6 protein-coding genes and 1 pseudogene (1 of these 7 running past the window's edge) are annotated in these 20,892 nt (G+C 70.8%); 3 read left to right on the top strand and 4 right to left on the bottom strand.

All coding sequences use genetic code 11. From position 1 onward, the window contains the following. Positions 1-185: 185 nt before the first annotated feature. The 3 genes and pseudogenes from ABGB17_RS18410 to ABGB17_RS18400 form a co-directional block, all read right to left on the bottom strand. Positions 186-1,166: pseudogene (locus tag ABGB17_RS18410) on the bottom strand (IS30 family transposase); the annotation flags it as partial. Between the two features lie 241 nt (positions 1,167-1,407). Beyond that, a complete protein-coding gene (locus ABGB17_RS18405; RefSeq protein WP_347631035.1) occupies positions 1,408-2,160 on the bottom strand; it encodes a phosphatase PAP2 family protein in 753 nt (250 codons plus the stop codon). Positions 2,161-2,372: 212 nt separating this feature from the next. After that, the gene (locus ABGB17_RS18400) at positions 2,373-3,668 is read right to left on the bottom strand and encodes an MFS transporter (protein WP_347631033.1); all 1,296 of its coding nucleotides are present in this window, start codon (positions 3,666-3,668) and stop codon (positions 2,373-2,375) included. 316 nt (positions 3,669-3,984) lie between these two features. On the opposite strand from ABGB17_RS18400, the gene ABGB17_RS18395 reads away from it, so the two are divergent. Together ABGB17_RS18395 and ABGB17_RS18390 are read left to right on the top strand one after the other, a co-directional pair. Then, positions 3,985-13,233, top strand: coding sequence for an amino acid adenylation domain-containing protein (locus ABGB17_RS18395; RefSeq protein ID WP_347631030.1), 9,249 nt, complete (start codon positions 3,985-3,987; stop codon positions 13,231-13,233). A gap of 212 nt (positions 13,234-13,445) precedes the next feature. Beyond that, positions 13,446-14,186, top strand: a complete 741-nt coding sequence (locus ABGB17_RS18390) for a cellulose binding domain-containing protein (RefSeq protein ID WP_347631028.1) — start codon at positions 13,446-13,448, stop codon at positions 14,184-14,186. A 35-nt stretch (positions 14,187-14,221) separates the two neighbouring features. Here ABGB17_RS18390 and ABGB17_RS18385 read toward each other — a convergent pair whose 3' ends face one another. Beyond that, the gene (locus ABGB17_RS18385; protein ID WP_347631026.1) at positions 14,222-15,223 is read right to left on the bottom strand and encodes a pyridoxal-phosphate dependent enzyme; all 1,002 of its coding nucleotides are present in this window, start codon (positions 15,221-15,223) and stop codon (positions 14,222-14,224) included. A gap of 468 nt (positions 15,224-15,691) precedes the next feature. On the opposite strand from ABGB17_RS18385, the gene ABGB17_RS18380 reads away from it, so the two are divergent. After that, positions 15,692-20,892 carry the start of a non-ribosomal peptide synthase/polyketide synthase gene (locus tag ABGB17_RS18380; protein ID WP_347631024.1) on the top strand. The gene runs 22,567 nt beyond the window's last position, so 5,201 of the gene's 27,768 nt are visible here — the first part of the coding sequence; its start codon is at positions 15,692-15,694; its stop codon lies beyond the right edge, outside the window.

The following is a 20,892-nucleotide window of genomic DNA, read 5'->3' as shown; positions in this document are numbered from 1 at the left end:
CATGGTCGACTTCGGGCGGATCACCGGTACCGCGCGGCCGCGAGTGCTGCGGGTCGCGTGGATGCTGGCCGATCTGCGAAGTGCAGATCGCCCGACGTCCGATGACGTTGCCGACGCCCTGGATCTTTGGCGAATTCCAGGGGTCGTTGCAACACTGGTTGATCAACTGGCTGCGGCCAGCAGCATGCGAGTCGCTCGGCTGGGGTTTCCCAGCCGAGCGTTTTGCGTGGGCGGCTGTTGAGTTCAGTCGCGGCGGTTTCCAGGTGCTTGGCGGTGTGGGCTGTCAGGTCGGTTCCTTTGGGGAAGTACTGCCGTAGCAGGCCGTTGGTGTTCTCGTTGGACCCGCGTTGCCAAGGACTGGCGGGGTTGCAGAAGTAGACGGGGATGTCGGTGGCTACCGTGAAGCTTTGGTGGGCGGCCATCTCCGAGCCCTGGTCCCAGGTCAGGGAGCGCCACAGGTGTCCGGGAAGGGCTTGGATGGCGGTGGTGAGCGCGTTGCGGGTGGCCAGCGCGCTGTGCCCGTTCGGCAGGTGGAGAAGCATCACGTAGCGGGTGGAGCGTTCGACGAGAGTGCCGATGGCAGAGCGCCCGTCCTTGCCGATGGTGAGGTCGCCTTCCCAGTGCCCGGGGACGGCCCGGTCGGCGGCTTCTGCTGGCCGCTCGCTGATCATGACCATGTTCCTGATCGGGCGGGAGACGCGTTTGCAGGCGTGGCGGTGTGGGCGTCGCTGGGCGTGAAACGGGCTGGTAGGCGAAGCCGCCCTTGGCATGGGCCGCCGGTTGCGGCGGATCTCCCGGCTCACGGTCGACGGGCTTCGGCCCAGTTCCGCGGCGACGGCTCGGATGGAGGCACCCTCACGGACCCGGTCGGCGATGTGGATGCGTTCGTTCTCGTTCAGGTATCGCGAGGAACGGAAGGGCGGGCCCTCCAGGTCGACCGGATGCCCGGCCTGCTCCTGGTGGATCGGGGGTTTCGGTTTGCGGCCCTGTCCGGGCGAGTGATGCCCGTTCCTCCACTTCTTGCCAGTCCGCAGGTTGATCCCCACGATCCGAGCCGCCTCGCGCGTACTGAAGCCCTGATCCATGAGCCGGAAGTATTCCTCCCGCTCACGGATCAGGGCTCGTGGCCCCGGCGGTTTCCGATCTTTCCGGATCTCGAAGTCCATCGCACCCCTTCAAGCTGGGGTGTTGCGACGACCACTAGAACGGAAGCTAATTAGGTTTCCAGCCACGCGCGAGAGGCCCTTCCAAGACACCGGCCCGGCTCAAGACGGCCCAAGGGCTTTCGTGTGCCTGGCCGGAGTCCGTTCGTCTGGGGACCATGGTGCGGCGAACCCGGCGCCCCTTCTGGACGCCGACCGGCAGTGCGGGGACATCGCCCGCCGCTCCCGGCCCTCGGTGCTCGTCCTAGCGGCGGTTATGACACGGGTTCCTGTGGCTGGCTGCGGTCGTCCGGCGGCGTTCGGTGAAGTGGCTCCAGGCTGACACGGCGGCGATGGAGCCGGTGAGCAACGTGACGCTGCCGGCGATGTCGAGCACGTAGTGGTTACCTGTGATGAGCACGACCGCCGTCATGCCCAGCGGGAAGATCCACGGCAACGGCGCCAGTCGGGGGTGGGAGTTCCGCAGGGCGTGCCACGCGGCGTACGCGCACCACAGGGACCAGCTCATGTGCATGCTGGGCATCGCGGAGAACAGGTTCCTTCCGCTTTCGAGGTCTCGTGTGGCATGGCCGACGAAGGGGTCGTGCCAGGCGATGATGTCGACGACGCCTGGTAGCGCGAACCGGGGGGGCGACATGGGGAGCGTCCAGAAGACGGGCAGCACCAGGAGGGCCATCGCCACGAGGGTGCGGCGGAGCTTGACGTAGACCTCGGGGTGGCTGATGAAGACCCACACCAGCACACCGATGAGTACGAGGTAGTAGAGGCGGTAGTAGAACACCGCGGGCTGGATCAGGAACGGATGCGCGGTCAGCCATTGGTTCGCCCAGAGCTCTATGTCCAGGTGGAGGGTGCGCTCCACGGATTGCAGGGCGAGGGCGTTGGCGGTCGCGGTGGCCGCGACGCCCTGCCCGGCGGCGGCATGAAGTCGCGAGAAGAGCAGAATCACCAGCAGCAGAAGGGCTGCTTCCGCGAGCGGGGCGGGACCTTTGCCCACTCTCCCGGCGAGTACGGCTGACCGGACGCCCGAGACCAGGCGCGACAATCTGCCGACGGCCACCTCGCGTGAGCTCTCATGGTTCACCCTGACGCACTCCCGCTTCGGCACGGCGGGCTTCGCCCTCCTGGACCTGTGGACCTCGTCTTCGGTCGCTGTGGTATCGCGCACCTGTGCGAGTTTTCCCACTCCACCATTGGTGCCGGCCCAGATCAAGCCGGATTCATGTCTGCCAGGGCCGATACGGTCCGCGGAACGTCGCGCATCGTTCGCAGGGGCGAGAACGTCACGAAGAGAGCCGCGCTCCACATGCCCAGCGCGCATATCCAGATGGTTGCCCTGAGTCCCAGTGTGGTCCCGAGCGCACCGCCGGCCAGCGAGCCGAAGGGGATCACCCCGTAGCAGATCCACAGGTAGACCGAGTTCACCCGGTTGAGCAGATGCGGCGGGCATACCGACTGCCGGTAGGAGAGCGCCGCGATGTTGAACGTGGTGGAGTTGGCCGCGAGAGCGGCCAGGCCGGCGGCGTACCAGGCGATACCCCACCCCGGGGTGGCGAGCGGCATCAACAGGTACAAGGGGCCGGGGACCAGCATGGCCAGCCAGATGATCCGTGCGGTGCCGAACCGGGCGGCGAGCCGGCGGGCGAAAACTCCGGCGGTGAGGCCGCCGACGGCGCTCGCGCTCAGCACGAACCCGATGGCGGTCGGCGACGCGTGCAGCTCGCGAAGCAGGAAGACGACCTGTATGGAGGTGTTCGCCATGACGAAGAAGTTGATGGTGCTGGTACACAGCAGCAGCGCCAGGAGAACGCGCTGACCGCGGACGTATGCCACGCCTTCGCGAACGGCCGTGCCGATGGAACCGGCGGCTCCGGTCTGCCGCCGCGGGGCGGCCCCGGGAGTACGGATCAGCCAGAGGGTCACCGCGCTGATCGCATAGGTGAGCGCGTTGGCGGCAAGGCTGCCTGCCGCGTCGAGCAGGCTCACCAGCGCTCCGGCCACGGGCGGTCCGGCCATTTCCGCTGCGGAGTCGCTCATCTGCAGCTTGCCGTTCGCGTCGACCAGGTGGGTGGTTCGCACCAGTTGGGGAAGCTGGCTCCGGTAGGCCACGGTGAACAGCACGGTGACGGTCCCAGAGAGGCCGATGACGCCGTAGAGGTAACCGAGACTGAGGTGACCGGCCGCAGCGACCAGGGGTACCGAAAGCATCAGCACCATGCGGGCCACATCGCAGAAGACCATGACGCGGCGCTGGTCCCAGCGGTCCGCCAGGAGACCGGCGGGCAGCGAGAAGAGCAGGTACGGCAGCCAGCCGAGGAACGTGACCAGGGAGGCCTCGAACGTGCCGGCGTCGAGCAGTTCGAGCGCTACCAGGGGGAGCGCGACGGCCGCCACGCGTGGGCCGAGTGCGCCCGCACCCTGACCGCACCACAGCAGCAGGAAATTCTTGTTGCTCCAGAGCGATTCCCTGTGTTCCGTCAGGTGATCCGGCGGCGTGTCACGCATTGGCTCATCCTGCCTCGTGTCCCGGTGACCGGTCTGCCGGAAGGTTCGCGAACCCGTCACGTGGATCGGGCCGGCGGACGGGAGTGAGCTGCCGGGGGACCCAGGCATCCGCCTCGAAAGGCGTCGCGAACAATTGGCATGCTTTTGATGACATGTTTTGCTGTGTTACTTCAAATGTGTGCGGACAACGCACTGAAAACGCCTTGAAATGCGATCGCCGTAACCTGTCCGCTGGGGTCGAATAGGCGGCAGGGCGCGGGCGGACATCACATATCTGCATGTGAAGGCCCTGCGACGACGATATTTGGGGCGAGCCGTGATCGAAGACGTTTATCCGTTGGCGCCGATGCAGCAGGGCATGCTGTTCCATGTCCTTGAGGCACCGGCGAACATCGGGGCCTATTGGGCCCAGAACCTCTACGAGTTCTCCGGCGGCCTCGACGTGGCGTCGTTCCGCATGGCGTGGGATCTGGTGGTGCGGCGGCACGCGGCGTTGCGTACCGGCTTCGTCTGGCAGGGGGTGGACGAGCCGCTGCAGGTGGTCATGGGTGGGGTGAAGCTGCCGTTCGAGGAGCTGGACTGGTCGGGCACGCCTGACGAGGACGCGCAGCGTGCGCGGCTGGACGAGTTGCTGCGTGCCGACCGGGACCGGGGGCTGGATCTCACGGCGCCGCCTCTGATGCGGCTGTACCTCATCGATCGCGGTGAGGGGCGGCACTGGCTGCTGTGGGGGATGTACCAAGGGCTGTGCGACGGGTGGAGCCTGCCCATCGTCATGGACGAGATCTCCCTCGCCTACGAGGGGATACGCCGGGGCAAGGAGCCGGTGCTGCCGGCGGTGCGGCCGTACCGGGACTTCATCGCCTGGCTCGGGCGCCGCGACCTCGGGGACATGGAGGAGTTCTGGCGTGGCTACCTCGACGGGTTCGAGGCGCCGACGCCGCTGCCGGTGGACCGGCAGGCGACGGGGCACTGGGACCAGGACCGGCGCCGGGTGGAGTTGTCCCCCGAGGCGACCGCCGGGCTGGAGCGGCTGGCCCGTCAGGCCCGGGTGACGCTCGGTACGGTGGTGCAGGCCGCGTGGGCGTTGCTGCTGGCCAGGTGCAGCGGCGAGTCGGACGTGATGTTCGGGCGCACCGTGTCAGGGCGTCCCGCCGAGCTGGCGGGCATGGAGTCCATTGTCGGGCTGTTCATCAACACCCTGCCGATGCGCGTCCAGGTGCCGTGGGACGTGACCTTCGCCGAGTGGCTGCGGTCGCTCCAGGACGACGTGGTGCGGCTGCAGAAGTACGAGCACACGCCGCTGCTCGACATCCAGCGGCATTCCGCGATCCCCCGGGGCACGGCGCTTTTCAACAGCCTGGTGAGTTTCCAGAACTATCCGGGTCTCGCGGGGGCCGACGACGCGGGGGCGGACCTTTTCCAGTCGTCGGAGCTGCTGGACTCCATCGAGCTGGGCAATTTCCCGATCAGCGTCGCGTGCCTGCCGGGCGAGCGCATGGCCTTCGAGGTGGAGTTCTCCACGGCCGCGTTCGACGGGCTTTCGGTGGACCGGCTGCTCGAACGGTTCACCGGGGTGCTCTCCGCGGTGGCCGCCGACGGCGGCGTGCTGGTGCGGGACGTGCAGGTGACGCTCCCCGGCGAGCGTGAACTGATCGTGCGGGAGTGGGCGAGCTCGGACGTCCCGGTGGCGGGCGATGTCGTGGGGGACCGGGCCCTGGTCCTGGCGCACCGCCAGGTCGCCGAGTGGGCGCGGCGCACGCCGGACGAGCCGGCGGTGGTGTGCGGGACGGCGCGGCTGACGTTCGCCGAGCTGGACGAGCGTGCGGAGAACCTGGCCCGGTGGTTGCGCGCGTCGGGTGCCGGGGCCGAGGTGCCGGTGGGTGTGGTGCTGGGGCGCAGCGTTGATCTGGTCGTGGCGTTCATGGCGGTGCTCAAGGCGGGCGGGGTGTACGTGCCGCTGAACGTGGGGCAGCCGGTGGAGCGCCTCGGGTTCATGCTGGAGGACTGCGGCGCCCAGGTGCTGCTCAGCAGCACGGACCTCGCCGGGGGGCTGCCGCCGTTCGGCGGTGCCGTGCTGATGGTGGACGAGCTGGGGGAGGCGCTGGCCGCCGGCGGCCCCGCGGCCGAGGTGTCGCTGGACGGGCTGGCGTACGTGGCGTTCACCTCGGGCTCGACCGGGCGTCCCAAGGGTGTGGCGGTGTCGCATCGCGGGCTGGCGGGGTACGTGGCGGGCTGGGGCGAGGTGTTCGACCGGCTCGGCGGCCCGGGGGCGATGTTGTCCATGGCGGGCGCCGGGTTCGACGTGTCGGTGGGCGACATCGTGCGGGCGGTGTGCTTCGGCCGCGCGGTGGTGTTCACCCCGCAGAGCGACTTCGTGTCGGTGGCCGAGCTGCACCAGGTGCTCGACGAGCACCAGATCGAGATCGCGGAGATCGTGCCGGGGTCCCTGCTGCGTGAGCTGGCCGGGTACTGCCGGGACGCGGGCGGGCTGAAGCACCTGCGGCTGGTGATCTCCGGTACCGACATCTGGCGGCACGAGGCGCTGGTGGCGAGCGTCGCCGACGTCGCGCCGGTCGCCGTCCCCGCGAACGTGTACGGCGTCACCGAGGCCGCGATCGACTCGCTGCTCATGCCGCTGCTGCCCGACCAGAGCCCGGTCACCGAGGCCTCCGGGAACGGCGGCTTCGGCGCGGTGGCGGTGGACGGCAGCGGGCTGATGGTGCCGGTGGGCCGCCCGCTGGCCGGGGTGCGGGTCTACGTGGTGGACGAGTGGCTGAACGTCGTGCCGGTGGGGGTGACGGGTGAGCTGCTGATCGGCGGCGTGGGTGTCGCGCGCGGGTACATGGGGCGGGCCGGTCTGACGTCCGAGCGGTTCGTCGCCGACCACCTCAGCGGGTTGCCCGGGGAGCGGTTGTACCGCACCGGTGACCGGGTCCGCTGGCGGGCGGACGGGATGCTGGAGTTCCTGGGCCGTACGGATGAGCAGGTGAAGATCCGTGGGTTCCGTATCGAGCCCGGTGAGATCGAGAACGTGCTGGCCGAGCACCCGTCGGTGCAGGACGCGGTGGTCGTGGCCAGGGACGACGGCCCGAACGGTAAGCGCCTCGTCGGCTACGTGGTGGCCGAACCCGGCGCGACGGCCGACGTCTCCGAGCTGCGGGCGTTCCTGCGGGCCCGGCTGCCGGAGTACATGGTCCCGGCCGTGCTCATGGTGGTGGAGGCGTTCACCCTCACCGCGAACGGCAAGGTGGACCGGCGGGCGTTGCCCGAGCCGGACGTGGACGTGGTGGCGGCGGGAGTCGAGTACGTGCCGCCGCGCACCGACGCGGAGATCGCGCTGGCCGGCATCTGGTCGCAGGTGCTCGGCGTGGAGCGCGTCGGCGTGCAGGACAACTTCTTCGAGCTCGGCGGCGACTCCATCCTGAGCCTGCAGATCGTGGCGCGGGCCCGCGCCGTGGGCCTCCAGCTCGACGTGGCCGACGTGTTCGCCCGGCAGAGCGTGGGCGAGCTGGCGCTGGCCGTGCGGGACGTCCCGGTCGTGGTGCTCGCCGAGCAGGGCACGGTCACCGGGCCGGTGCCGCTCACGCCGATCCAGCACTGGTTCACCCGGCAGGAGGTCCCGGACCGCGACCACTGGAACTGGTCCGGCATGTTCGAGCTGGCCCCCGGTGTCGACGCCGGGCGGCTGGCCCGCGCCGTGGACGGCCTGCTCGCGCACCACGACGCGCTGCGCATGCGTTTCGCCCGCGAGGACGGCCGGTGGACGCAGGAGAACGCCGCCGAGGAGCCGTCCGAGGTGTTCTCGGTCGTGGACGCGGCGGACCTGACCAGTGAGCGGCTGGAGGCACTGGTCACCGAGCGGATGACCGCTGTGCAGCGGTCGTTGTCACTGGCCCGCGGGCCGCTGATCCAGGTCGCCTGCTTCGAGCGCGGCGACCGTCCCGCGTGGCTCGGCATCGCCGTGCACCACCTCGTGATGGACGGCGTCTCGTGGAACGTCCTGCTGGAGGACCTGCACCGGCTGTACGAGTCCGGCGGCGACCGGGCGGCGCTGCCGGAGAAGACGACGTCGTACCGGCAGTGGGCGGACACCCTGCTGGAGTTCGCCGGCTCGCCCGAGGTGCGCGCGGAGGCGGGGTACTGGCTGGAGCAGCTCACCCCCGGGTTCACCGTGCCCGTGGACCGGCCCGGCCGGTTCAGCGACGCGTCCGTGCGGTCGGTGCGCGTCGAGCTGGACGCGGAGGTGACCTCGGCGCTGCTCACCCGGGCGCACAAGGCGTACCGCACGCAGATCAACGACCTGCTGCTCGCGGCGCTGCTCCAGGCCCTCGGCCGCTGGGCCGGCACCCGCGCGGTGACCATCGACCTGGAGAGCCACGGCCGCGAGGCCGTCGCGGACGGGGTGGACCTGTCCCGCACGGTCGGCTGGTTCACCTCGATCTTCCCGGTGGCGTTGTCCGGCACCGATCTGAACGACCCGGTGGGCGTGCTGAAGTCCGTCAAGGAGCAGCTGCGCGCCACCCCGCGCCGCGGCGTCGGCTACGGCGCGCTGCGCCACCTCACCGACCCCGGTGACGACGCGGCCTTCGCCGCCACCCTGGAGCGGCTGCGGTCCGCCGCCGGTCCGCAGGTGCTGTTCAACTACACCGGCGGCGCCGACGCCGCCGGGGACGAATCGATCGGCCTGCTCGCCCGGGAACTGCCGCACGAGCTGTGCGGCCCCACGGGGGAGACCGGTGCGCACGCCCTGCACATCGAGGCGTACCAGACGGCGGACGGCCGCATGGCGTTCGACTGGTACCACAGCGCCGACCTGCACGACCTCACGACCGTCGAGCGTGTCGCCCACGACTACGTGCGGGCGCTGCGGGACCTGGTCGAGCACTGCCTGTCCCCGCGGGCCGGCGGCTACACCCCGTCGGACTTCCCGCTGGCGCGGCTCGACCAGGCCGCCGTGGACACGCTGGCGGCCGACCTTCCTGTGGCGCGCGTCCAGGACGTCTATCCGCTGGCCCCTGTGCAGCAGGGCATGCTGTTCCACGTGCTGGAGGCCCCGGCCGACGGTCAGGGCGTCTACTGGGCGCAGAGCCTCTACGAGCTGGGTGGCCACCGGGTGGACCCGGACGTCATGCGGCGCGCCTGGGACACCGTGGTGGAACGGCACGCGGCGCTGCGCACCGGGTTCGTCTGGCAGGGTGTCGCCGAGCCGGTGCAGGTGGTGCACGAAGGCGCGCGGGCGCCGTTCGAGTTCCTCGACTGGTCCGGCCTGGACGACGACGAGGCGCGGCAGGCCCACCTCGACGACCTGATGCGCCGGGACCGCGAGCAGGGCTTCGACCTGGCCAGCCCGCCGCTGACGCGGATCTACCTCATCGACCGGGGCGCCGACCGGTACTGGCTGATCTGGGCGTTGTTCCAGGGCGTGTGCGACGGATGGAGCCTGCCCGTCGTGGTGGAGGAGGTCTCCCGCGTCTACGAGGGCCTGCGGCGCGAGCGCGCGGCGGCCCTGCCCGCGGTGCGGCCGTACCGGGACTTCATCGCCTGGCTCCAGGGCCGCGACGCCGCCGAGGTGGACGACTTCTGGCGTGGTTACCTCGCCGGGTTCGAGGCCCCGACGCCGCTGCCGCTCGACCGGCAGGCCGACGAGCACTGGGCACAGGACCACCGCCGCGTGCGGCTGTCCGCCGACGTCACGAACGGCCTCATCGACCTGTCCCGCCGGGCCCGCGTCACCCTCGGCACGGTGGTGCAGGCGGCGTGGGCGCTGCTGCTGTCCCGCTACAGCGGCGACCGGGACGTCATGTTCGGCCTCACCGTGTCCGGCCGGCCCGCCGAGCTGACCGGCATGGAGTCGATCGTCGGCCTGTTCATCAACACGCTGCCGATGCGCATCGACGTGCCCGGTGACGTGCCGTTCGTGGAGTGGCTGCAGCGGCTCCAGGACAACCAGGTGGCGATCCAGCGGTACGAGTACACGCCGCTCATCGACATCCAGCGCAACTCGGCCGTCCCGCGCGGCACCGCGCTGTTCACCAGCATCATGGTCTTCGGCAACTACCCGCAGGAGGAACTGCCCGAGGAGGGGGTGCCCACCGGCGAGCGGCTGCTGTTCACACCGGTGGAGAACGTCGAGCAGGGCCACTACCCGATGACGGTGATGGTGGACCTGGAGGACCGTCTCGGTGTGGAGATCGCCTTCTCCACCGCTGTGCTGGACGCGGCCACGGTGGAGCGGGTGCTCGGGCACCTGGAGCGGGTGCTCGGTGCGGTGGCCGGCGACCCGGTGCTCGTGCCCGACGCGGTGGAGTTCCTCGACCCGGACGAGCACGCGACGCTGACCGCGCCGGTCGCGGTGCCCGAGCCCGCCGGGACGGACGAGACGATCGTGTCGCTGTTCGAGCGCCGGGTGCGTGAGACGCCGTCGGCGGTGGCCGTCAGCGGTGACGGTGGCCCGTTGACGTACGCGGAGCTGGACGCGCGGGCCAACCGCCTGGCGCACCTGCTCGTCGAGCGGGGCGCGGGGCCCGGCACCATGGTCGCGGTCGCGCTGCCCCGCACGGTGGACCTGGTGGTCGCGCTGCTCGGCGCGGTCAAGTCCGGCGCCGGGTACCTGCCCATCGACCCCGGGTACCCCGCCGACCGGGTCGCCTTCATGCAGGAGGACGCGCGGCCGGTCGCCACGGTCACCGCCTCGCTGCTGGAGGAGTCGGCCTCCTATCCCTCGTCTTCGCCGGGGGTGGTGGTGTCGGGGCGGGATGTGGCGTATGTGATCTACACCTCGGGGTCCACGGGGCGCCCCAAGGGCGTGATGATCGAGCACGCGAACGTGATCCGGCTGCTCACCTCCACGCAGAAGTGGTTCTCGTTCGGGCCCGACGATGTGTGGACGATGTTCCACTCGGCGGCGTTCGACTTCTCGGTGTGGGAGTTGTGGGGTGCGTTGCTGTGGGGCGGCAAGGTCGTGGTGGTCTCCTTCGAGACCTCCCGCTCTCCCGCGGCCATGCTTCAGCTCCTCGCCGAGGAGCGGGTCACTGTACTCGACCAGACGCCGTCGGCGTTCTATCAGCTCACTGCGGCCGACGCCGAGCGGCAGGACGTTCCGGAGCTGGCGCTGCGGTATGTGATCTTCGGTGGTGAGGCGCTGGAGGTGGCGCGCCTTGCTCCTTGGCGTGAGCGGCATCCGGACGTCGCGCTGGTCAACATGTACGGCATCACCGAGACCACGGTGCATGTGTCGTACCTGGTGGTGGACGACAGTGTGGTGGAGGGTTCCTGGCGTGGTTCGCCGATCGGTGTGCCGATCGAGGATCTGGCGGTGTATGTGCTGGACGAGCGGTTGCGTCCGGCGCCGATCGGGGTGCCCGGCGAGATGTACGTCGCCGGTGCCGGTCTGGCGCGGGGTTACCTGGGCCGTCCCGAGCTCACCTCGACCCGGTTCGTCGCCGATCATGTCAGCGGCCGTCCGGGGCAGCGGTTGTACCGCACCGGTGACCGGGCCCGCTGGCGCGCCGACGGCAACCTTGAGTACCTGGGCCGTACCGACGACCAAGTCAAGATCCGCGGGTTCCGTATCGAGCCGGGCGAGATCGAGAACGTGCTGGCCGAGCACCCCGGTGTCCAGCACGCCGTGGTCGTCGCCCGCGACGAAGCCACCCTCGGCAAACGCCTCATCGGCTACGCCGTCCCCAGGACCGGCATGCAACTCGACGTCACCGACCTGCGGGAGTTCGTCCGGGCAAGGCTGCCCGAGTACATGGTCCCCGCCGTCTTCATGACCGTGGAGTCCTTCTCCCTGACCACGAACGGCAAGATCGACCGCCGGGCCCTCCCCGAGCCCGACGCCCGTCCCGCCGTCGGCGCCCCCTACGTCGCGCCTGCCACCGCCGCCGAGGTGACCCTCGCCGCGATCTGGTCCGAGGTGCTCGGCGTGGAGCGCGTCGGCATCCGCGACAACTTCTTCGAGCTCGGCGGCGACTCCATCCTCAGCCTCCAGATCGTCGCCCGCGCCCGCGCCGCCGGCCTGCAACTGGAGGTCGCCGACGTCTTCGCCCGCCAGAACGTGGCCGAGCTCGCGATGGTGGCCCGCGAAGCGGACTCCGGCCCGCGCGCCGACCAGGGCGCCGTCACGGGTGCCGTCCCCCTCACCCCCATCCAGCACTGGTTCACCCACCTTGACCTCGCCGACCGCGACCACTGGAACTGGTCCGCCGTCCTTGAACTGACCCCCGGCACCGACCCCGCCGCCCTCTCCCGCGCCTTCGACACGGTCGTCGCCCACCACGACGCCCTCCGCATGCGCCTCACCCTCGACGGCGGCACGTGGGTCCAGACGAACGCCCCGCGCGAGGACACCGAGATCTTCACGGTCACGGACGTCCGGCACCTGGCCCAGCCGGCGCTGGAGTCCTTCGTCACCGAGCACATGGACACGCTGCACCGGTCACTGTCCCTCGCCGACGGCCCCCTGCTCCGCGCCGTCTGCTTCGACCGCGGCGACCGTCCGGCCTGGCTCGGCGTCACCGTGCACCACCTGGTGATGGACGAGGTCTCCTGGAACGTGTTCCTGGACGACCTGAACCGCGTCTACCGCGCCATCGCGGAGACCGGCACCGCCGACGGCGCCCTCCCGGAGAAGACCACGTCGTTCAAGCAGTGGTCCGAACACCTCCAGGCCTTCGCCGCCGCCGGCGAGACCCGCGCCGAGCTGCCGTACTGGCTGAAGCAGCTCGACACCCCCTTCACCCTCCCCGTGGACACCGGCGAGGCCGCCCCCGGCGGCGACACCGCCATCGTCAGGGTCCGCCTCGACGCCGGCCGCACCACGTCCCTGCTGACCACGGCACACAAGCCGTACCGCACCCAGATCAACGACCTGCTTCTCGCCGCGTTACTGCGTGCCCTCGGCACCTGGGCCGGTACGAGCGCCGTCACCATCGACCTGGAGAGCCACGGCCGCGAGGCGATCGCCGACGGCATCGACCTGTCCCGCACCGTCGGCTGGTTCACCTCCATCTTCCCGGTCGCCCTCTCCGCTCCCGACCTCGACGACCTGGCCACCCTCATCCCCGAGGTCAAGGAACAACTGAGGGCCACTCCCCACCGCGGCGTGGGCTACGGTGCCCTCCGCCACCTCACCCCCACCCCCGACCGCGACCTCCGCCGCCTCCGTGCCCTCCCCACCCCCGCCGTCAGCTTCAACTACCTGGGTGCCCAAGCCGCCACCAAACCCTCCACCCCCGGCCTGATCGCCCGCGAACTCCCACCGGCCCTGGCCGGCCGCAACGTGAGCGAAGAACACACCCGCCCCCACGCCTTAGGCGTAGAGGCCACCCAAACCGAAGACGGCCAGATGCTCTTCGAGTGGTACTACAGCACCAACCTCCACCGCCCCGAGACCATAGAACGCCTGGCCACCCGCTACGTGGAAGCCCTGGAACGCATAATCGAACACTGCCTCAACCCCCAAGCGGGCACCTTCACCCCCAGCGACTTCCCCCTGGCCGGCCTGGACGCCGACAGCCTCGCCGCCATCATGCGCCAGTCCGACCTCCCCCACTCCTGACCCGTCGCCCCGGACGGCCGCTCCCCGTCCCACCACGTCGCCCCGTCTTACGCGCCGACGCGGTGGGACGCGGTCCGGGGGGCGGTTCCTGAAAGATTCATCGATCCTTGACACCGACAAGGTCACCGTTGACGATGCGTCTGCCGGAATCCCATCGTGCGGTGTCCGGGCCTGGGCCGGCACCGTCCGCGTGCGCTGTGAGGTGCGTAGCCGTGGCTTGGACAAGACGGATGACCGTGGGCCTGAGCACGATCGTCGGCCTGCTGACCATGCTCGCCACACCGGCGATCAGCGGGGGCACCGCGGTCGCGGCCGCCGGATCGGCCGGGTGCGCCGCCACCGCGCGCGTCGACGGATGGTCCCCCGAGGGAAGCATCGTGATCGTCACGATCACCAACACCGCCGCCAATCCCGCGACCAGGTGGACGGCGAACGTGACCCTTGGCGGCGGCCAGTCGGTGACGTCCGCGTGGAACGCCATCATCGCCACGGCCAGCACCCCTTCGGCCACCTACGTCACCGCGGTGAACGCGGCGCACAACGGGCGACTCGCCCCGGGGGCTTCGACCACCTTCGGGATGCGGGTCACCGGCACCGGCCCGGCCCCGACGGCGAGCTGCGTCAACGACGCCATCACCGGTGAGCCGAGCGTCACGCTCACCGAGGCCGACAACGGCAGGACGATCACCCTTCACGTCGGACAGACCCTCGGGATCTCCCTCCCCGCGGCGTACCGCCCGACGGCCGTCAGTGGGTCGGCTCTCGTGAAAGCCTTGACCCGCGGCGGATACCCCACCGATCAGCCGCTGTTCGAGGTGTACCGCACCGGCACCACCGGTTCCGCCGACGTGAGCACCATGACCGACTACGCCTGCCTGCACAACCCGCCCTGGTGTGCGCTTCCGCAGAAGCCGTGGCGGGTCCACGTCACCGTCGTCGGCATCGGCGGCTGAACACCCGTCCACCGGCTTGGGAGGACGTGACCGCCTCATCGACGCCGGCGGGCCTCCGGCGGCGACCCGTGTGAAGCCCCACCGACCCAGCGGTGATAGGCGTCCATGTCGACGTTGCTGCCGCACACGATGGTGACCACGTGCCGGCCGGCGAAGCGGTCACGGTTCTCGAGGATCGCCGCGATGCCGAGCGCGGCGGACGGTTCGGCGACGAGGCCGGCGTGGTCGAGGAGCATCCGCATACCGGCGATGATCGACGCCTCCTGGACCAGGACGGCGTCGTCGGCGACCAGGAGGAGGTCGTCCAGGACGGCCGGGATGGGGAGCCGGCCGGCGACGCCGTCGGCGATGGTGTCGGTCGACTCGGTGGTGACGACGCGCCGTCGGCGCCATGAGTACGTCATCGCCGGTGCGCCGAGCGGCTGGACGCAGATCACCTCGACTTGGGGCGCGAAGGCCTTCACCACATGACCCACACCGGTGGCCAGCGCCCCGCCGCCGAGAGCGATCAGGACGGCGTCGAACGACGGCGCGGTGTCCACCAGTTCCAGGCCGATGGTCGCCGCGCCCTCGCAGGTCTCGAGGTCCAGGCTGTCCTCGACCAGCCGGATGTCGTCGTGGCGTGCGATGGCCGCCGCCCGCTCGCGAGCCGTGTCGAAGTCGCCGTCCACCAGCTCCAGCCTGGCGTCCAACGCGCGGATGCGGTCAAGCTTGGCGGCAGGCGCGAAGCGGGATGCCACGACGGTGACGTCGAGCCCCCGGCCGCGACCGGACCACGCGAGGGCTTGACCGAGGTTGCCCGCGCTGGCGCACACCACGGCTCGCGACTCGTCGCGGGCGAGCCGGCTCGCGATCACCTCGGTGCCGCGCGCCTTGAAGCTGCGGACCGGGTTCGCCGTTTCGAGCTTGATGCTCACCGTGCACCCGAGGCCGGGCTCCAGCGCGTCGCAGCGGTACAGCGGGGTGTCGAGAAAAATCGGGTCGATCACCCGGCGGGCCGCTTGGATCCGAGCGGTGTCGAGGCGCGTCTCCTGCACGACACAAGAGCGTAGCCGCGACGATCAGGAAATGGTGATGCGGCCGGGACGTTTCTCCATGCCGGTGTCACGTCACGTTTCCCGGGGTGCCGTCATGGTCATTCCGGCGGGGTGGCGGGGTGATCTTCCGGCGTGGGAATTCGTGTGATAATTCTGAACCGTCTGCCGGTGACGCTGATTTCCCTTGGGGTGTAGGTGCGGCCTGTGGACAACGGACTGAAAACTGGCTGAAAGATCATTATCGTAGCCTGTCGCTGCAGCCAGATTGGACAGTCGTGTGTGAGCGGGGGGCGCAGGTGGCGTATCGTCGGCCGGCGTTTTCCGTTGGAGCGGCGTGTGGTGATGTTCCCACGTCGGCGGGTGTCGGCTCTGTTGAGCGTCTGGTGTTCGAGGACTCTGGGAAATGTTGTCGAGGGTGCTTTCCTCTTTGAGTCCGGGGCCTCAAATGGATGAAACGGGGAGCAAGCCGTGATTGAAGACGTTTATCCTTTGGCGCCGATGCAGCAGGGGATGCTGTTCGAAACGCTGGAGGCTCCGGACGGCGCCGGGATGTATCTGGCGCAAGAGGTATATGAATTCAGTGGTGGGGTGGACGTCGCGGCGATGCGGCGGGCGTGGGAGGTCGTGGTCGCGCGGCATCCCGCCTTGCGTACGGGGTTCATCTGGGAAGGTGTCGCGAAGCCTGTTCAGGTGGTGCACGACAAGGTCCCGGTGCCGTTCGAGGTGCTCGACTGGTCGGATGGCGAGGGGACGCGGGAGCGGCTTGACGCGTTCCTGCGGGGGGAGCGGGAGCGCGGGATCGCCGTCGCGGTGCCGCCGTTGATGCGGTTGCATCTCATCGATCTTGGGTCGGGGCGGTTCTGGTTGGTGTGGACGTTCCATCACATCTGCGCGGATGGGTGGAGTGTGCCGGTGGTCGTGGGGGAGGTGGCGGAGGCTTACGAGGCGCTGCGGCGGGGGGCGGAGCCGGAGTTGCCCGCCGTGCGGCCTTATCGGGACTTCATCGCCTGGTTGCAGGGGCGGCGGCCGCAGGACGCGGAGGAGTTCTGGCGGGGGTATCTCGCGGGGTTCGAGGCGCCCACGCCGTTGCCGGTGGACCGGCAGGTCAAGCAGCACTGGGCGCAGGCCAGGCGGCGGGTGGAGCTGCCGGTCGACGTGACGCGGGCGCTGGTGGGGCTGGCGCGGCGGTCGCGGGTGACGCTCGGCACGGTGGTGCAGGCGGCGTGGTCGTTGTTGTTGTCGCGGTACAGCGGTGAGCGGGATGTGGCGTTCGGGCTCACGGTGTCGGGGCGGCCCGCCGAGCTGGCCGGCATGGAGTCGATCGTCGGGTTGTTCATCAACACGCTGCCGATGCGGGTCGAGGTCCCGTCGGACGTGCGGTTCGACGAGTGGCTGCGGCGGATGCAGCTCAACCAGCTCGAGGTCCGCAGGTACGAGCAGACGCCGCTGATGGACGTCCAGAAGTGCTCGCCGATCCCGCGTGGCACCGCGATGTTCGAGAGCATCATGGTGTTCGGCAACTTCCCCGACGACGAGACGCCCGAGGACGAGAGCGCGCTCGGCGCGCAGGGGGGCGGGTTCAGCACCCTGGAGTCGGTGGAGGTCGGCAACACTCCGCTGACGTTCGCGGTGGACATGCGTGAGCGGCTGGAGATCGAGGTCGAGTTCTCCACCGCGGCGTTCGACGACGTGACCGTCGAACGGCTTCTCGACCGGCTCGCGGCGGTGCTGACCACGGTGTCGGCCGACGGCGGCGTGCTGGTGCGGGACATCGACATCACCCTCCCGGGCGAGCGTGAGCTGCTCGCGGGGAGCTGGGCCCGCTCCGGCGCCCCCCTGGCCGACGGCGACCTGACCCGCGCGCACGAACTGGTGGCGGAGTGGGCACGCCGCACCCCGGACGGCCTCGCGGTGGTCTGCGGCGACGAGCGGCTGACGTTCGCCGAGCTGGACGAGCGTGCGGAGAACCTGGCCCGGTGGTTGCGGGCGTCGGGTGTCGGGGCCGAGGTGCCGGTGGGTGTGGTGCTGGGCCGTGGCACCGATCTCGTGGTGGCGTTCATGGCGGTGCTCAGGGCCGGTGGCGTGTACGTGCCGCTGAACGTGGGGCAGCCGGTGGAGCGGCTCGGCTTCATGCTGGAGGAGTGCGGCGCCCGGGTGCTGGTCAGCGGCACCGGGCCGGCCGAGGGTTTACCGCCGTTCGACGGCGCCGTGCTGCTGGTGGACGAGCTGGGCGAGGCGCCCGCGGTGGACGGCCCCGTGGCCGAGGTCGCGCTGGACGGGCTCGCGTACGTGTGCTTCACCTCGGGCTCCACCGGGCGTCCGAAGGGGGTCGGGGTCTCGCACCGGGGCCTGGCCGGGTACGTCGCCGGCTGGGGCGGCGTGTTCGACCGGCTCGGTGGCCCGGGGGCGATGCTGTCCATGGCCGGCGCCGGGTTCGACGTGTCGGTGGGCGACATCGTGCGGGCGGTGTGCTTCGGCAAGGCCGTGGTGTTCACGCCACAGAGCGACTTCGTGTCGGTGGCGGAGCTGCACCAGGTGCTGGAGGAGCACCAGGTGGAGATCGCGGAGATCGTCCCCGGTTCGCTGCTGCGCGAGCTGGCCGGGTACTGCCGTGAGTCCGGCGGCCTGGACAGGCTGCGGCTGGTGATCTCCGGTACCGACATCTGGCGGTACGAGGCCCTGGTCTCCGCCGTCGCCGACGTGGCGCCGTCCGCGATCCCCGCGAACGTCTACGGCGTCACCGAGGCCGCGATCGACTCGCTGCTCATGCCGCTGGTCCCGGAGGCCGGCGTCGTCGAGGGCGCACTCCAGGTGGATCCCGCCGGGCTGATGGTCCCGGTGGGCCGTCCGCTGGCCGGGGCGCGGGTCTACGTGGTGGACCCCTGGCTCAGGGTCGTCCCGTCAGGGGTGGCCGGCGAGCTGCTGGTCGGCGGGGTCGGCGTGGCCCGCGGGTACGTCGGCCGGGCCGGCCTGACGTCCGAGCGTTTCGTCGCCGACCACCTCAGCGGCATCCCGGGGGAGCGCCTCTACCGCACCGGTGACCGGGTCCGCTGGCGGGCCGACGGGATGCTGGAGTTCCTCGGCCGCACCGACGAGCAGGTCAAGATCCGTGGCTTCCGCATCGAGCCCGGTGAGATCGAGAACGTGCTCGCCGAGCACCCGCACGTCCAGGACGCCGCGGTGGTCGCCCGCGACGACGGCCCGAACGGCAAGCGCCTCGTCGGTTACGTCGTGGCCGAGCCCGGCGCGACGGCCGAGGTGCCCGAGCTGCGCGCGTTCCTGCGGGCCCGCCTGCCCGACTACATGGTCCCCGCCGTGCTCATGGTGGTCGAGGCGTTCACCCTGACCGCCAACGGCAAGGTGGACCGCCGCGCGCTGCCCGAGCCGGACGTCGCCACCGTCGTCGCCGGCGTGGAGTACGTGCCGCCGCGCACCGAGGCGGAGATCACGCTGGCCGGCATCTGGTCGCAGGTGCTCGGCGTGGAGCGCGTCGGCGCGCAGGACAACTTCTTCGAGCTCGGCGGCGACTCCATCCTCAGCCTCCAGATCGTCTCCCGCGCCCGCGCGGCCGGCCTGCGGCTCAACGTCGCCGACGTCTTCGCCCGCCAGAGCGTGGCCGAGCTGGCGCTGGCCGTGCGTGAGGCCCCGGCCGCCGTGCTGGCCGAGCAGGGCACGGTCTCCGGCCCGGTGCCGCTCACCCCGATCCAGCAGTGGTTCACCCGGCAGGACATCGCCGACCGCGACCACTGGAACTGGTCCGGCATGTTCCAGCTCGCCTCCGGCGTGGACGCCGGCGCGCTGGCCCGCGCGGTGGACGCCGTCGTCGCCCACCACGACGCCCTGCGGCTGCGTTTCGCCTACGACGCCGGCCAGAACGCCTGGGTGCAGCACAACGCCGCCGACGAGCCGTCCGAGGTCTTCTCGGTCGTCGACGCCGTCGGCCTGGAGCGGGACGCGCTCGAAGAGCTGGTCACCACGCGCATGACGGCGCTCCAGCGCTCGCTCAGCCTCGCCGACGGCCCGCTGCTGCGCGTGGCGTACTTCGAGCGCGGCGGCGAGCCGGGCTGGCTCGGCGTCACCGCGCACCACCTGGTGATGGACGGCGTGTCGTGGACCATCCTGCTGGAGGACCTCGACAAGGCCTACCACGCCATCCTCGACGGCGCCCCGGTCAAGGGCGCGCTCGGCCAGAAGACCACGTCCTTCCAGCAGTGGGCCGGCGAGCTGCGCACCTTCGCCGCCTCGGACGACGCGCGCGGCGAGACCGGCTACTGGCTGGAGCAGCTCGACACCGGCTTCCGCCTGCCGCTGGACGGCAACGGCATCAACAGCGAGGCGTCGGGCCGTTCGGTCCGCGTCGAGCTGGACGCCGAGGCCACGTCCGCGCTGCTCACCCGGGCGCACAAGGCGTACCGCACCCAGATCAACGACCTGCTGCTCGCCGCGCTGCTCCAGGCGCTCGGCCGCTGGGCGCGCACCGGCGCGGTGGCCATCGACCTGGAGAGCCACGGCCGCGAGGCGATCAACGACCGGATCGACCTGTCCCGCACGGTCGGCTGGCTGACCTCGATCTTCCCGGTGGCGCTGTCCGGCCAGGACCTGGACGACCCGGCCGGCGTGCTGAAGTCCGTCAAGGAGCACCTGCGCCGCACCCCCCGTCGCGGCGTGGGGTACGGCGTGCTGCGCTATCTCACCGACGACGACGACGCGGACCCGGCGGTGCGGCGGCTTCGCGCCCTCCCCGCCCCGCAGGTGCTGTTCAACTACCTCGGCGGCGCCGACGCCGGCGGGGAAGGACCGGGCGGCCTGATCGCCCGCGAGCTGCCCGGCGAGCTGGCCGGCCCGTCCGAGGGCCAGGAGCAGTCCCGCTCGCACGCCCTGCAGATCGAGGCGTTCCAGACCCCCGAGGGCCGCATGGCCTTCGAGTGGCACTACAGCGCCAACCTGCACCACACCGAGACCGTCGAGCGCGTCGCCCAGGACTACGTGCGGGCCCTGCGCGTGCTGGTCGAGCACTGCCTGTCGCCCGAGGCGGGCGGCTACACCCCGTCCGACTTCCCGCTCGCCAAGCTCGACCAGACCGCGGTGGACCTGCTCGCCGCGTCGGCCGGCCCGGCCCGCGTCGGCGACGTCTACCCGCTGGCCCCCGTGCAGCAGGGCATGCTCTTCCACGTCCTGGAGGCCCCCACAGGGGGCGCCGGGGTCTACTGGGCGCAGGGGCTGTACGAGCTCGGCGGCCACCGCGTGGACCCGGACAAGCTGCGCCAGGCCTGGGACACCATGCTGGAGCGGCACGACGCGCTGCGCACCGGGTTCGTCTGGCAGGGGGTGCCCGAGCCGGTGCAGGTGGTGCACGACGGCGTCGGCGTGCCGTTCGAGGCGCTCGACTGGTCGGACACCACCGACGAGGCCGAGCAGCGGGCCCGCCTGGAGGAGCTGCTCCAGGCCGACCGCGAGCGCGGCTTCGACCTCGCCCGGCCGCCGCTGACCCGCGTCTACCTGATCGACCGCGGCGCCGAGCGCTACTGGATGATCTGGGCGCTGTACCAGGGCCTGTGCGACGGGTGGAGTCTGCCCGTCGTCATGGAGGAGGTCTCGCAGGTCTACGAGGGCCTGCGGCGGGACCGCCGCGCCCCGCTGCCCGCCGTGCGGCCGTACCGCGACTTCAT

This window comes from Sphaerisporangium sp. B11E5, from assembly GCF_039871875.1.
Lineage (GTDB): Bacteria > Actinomycetota > Actinomycetes > Streptosporangiales > Streptosporangiaceae > Sphaerisporangium.
The sequence above is the reverse complement of the archived record's forward strand: the minus strand, read 5'-3'. Positions and strand labels throughout refer to the sequence as shown.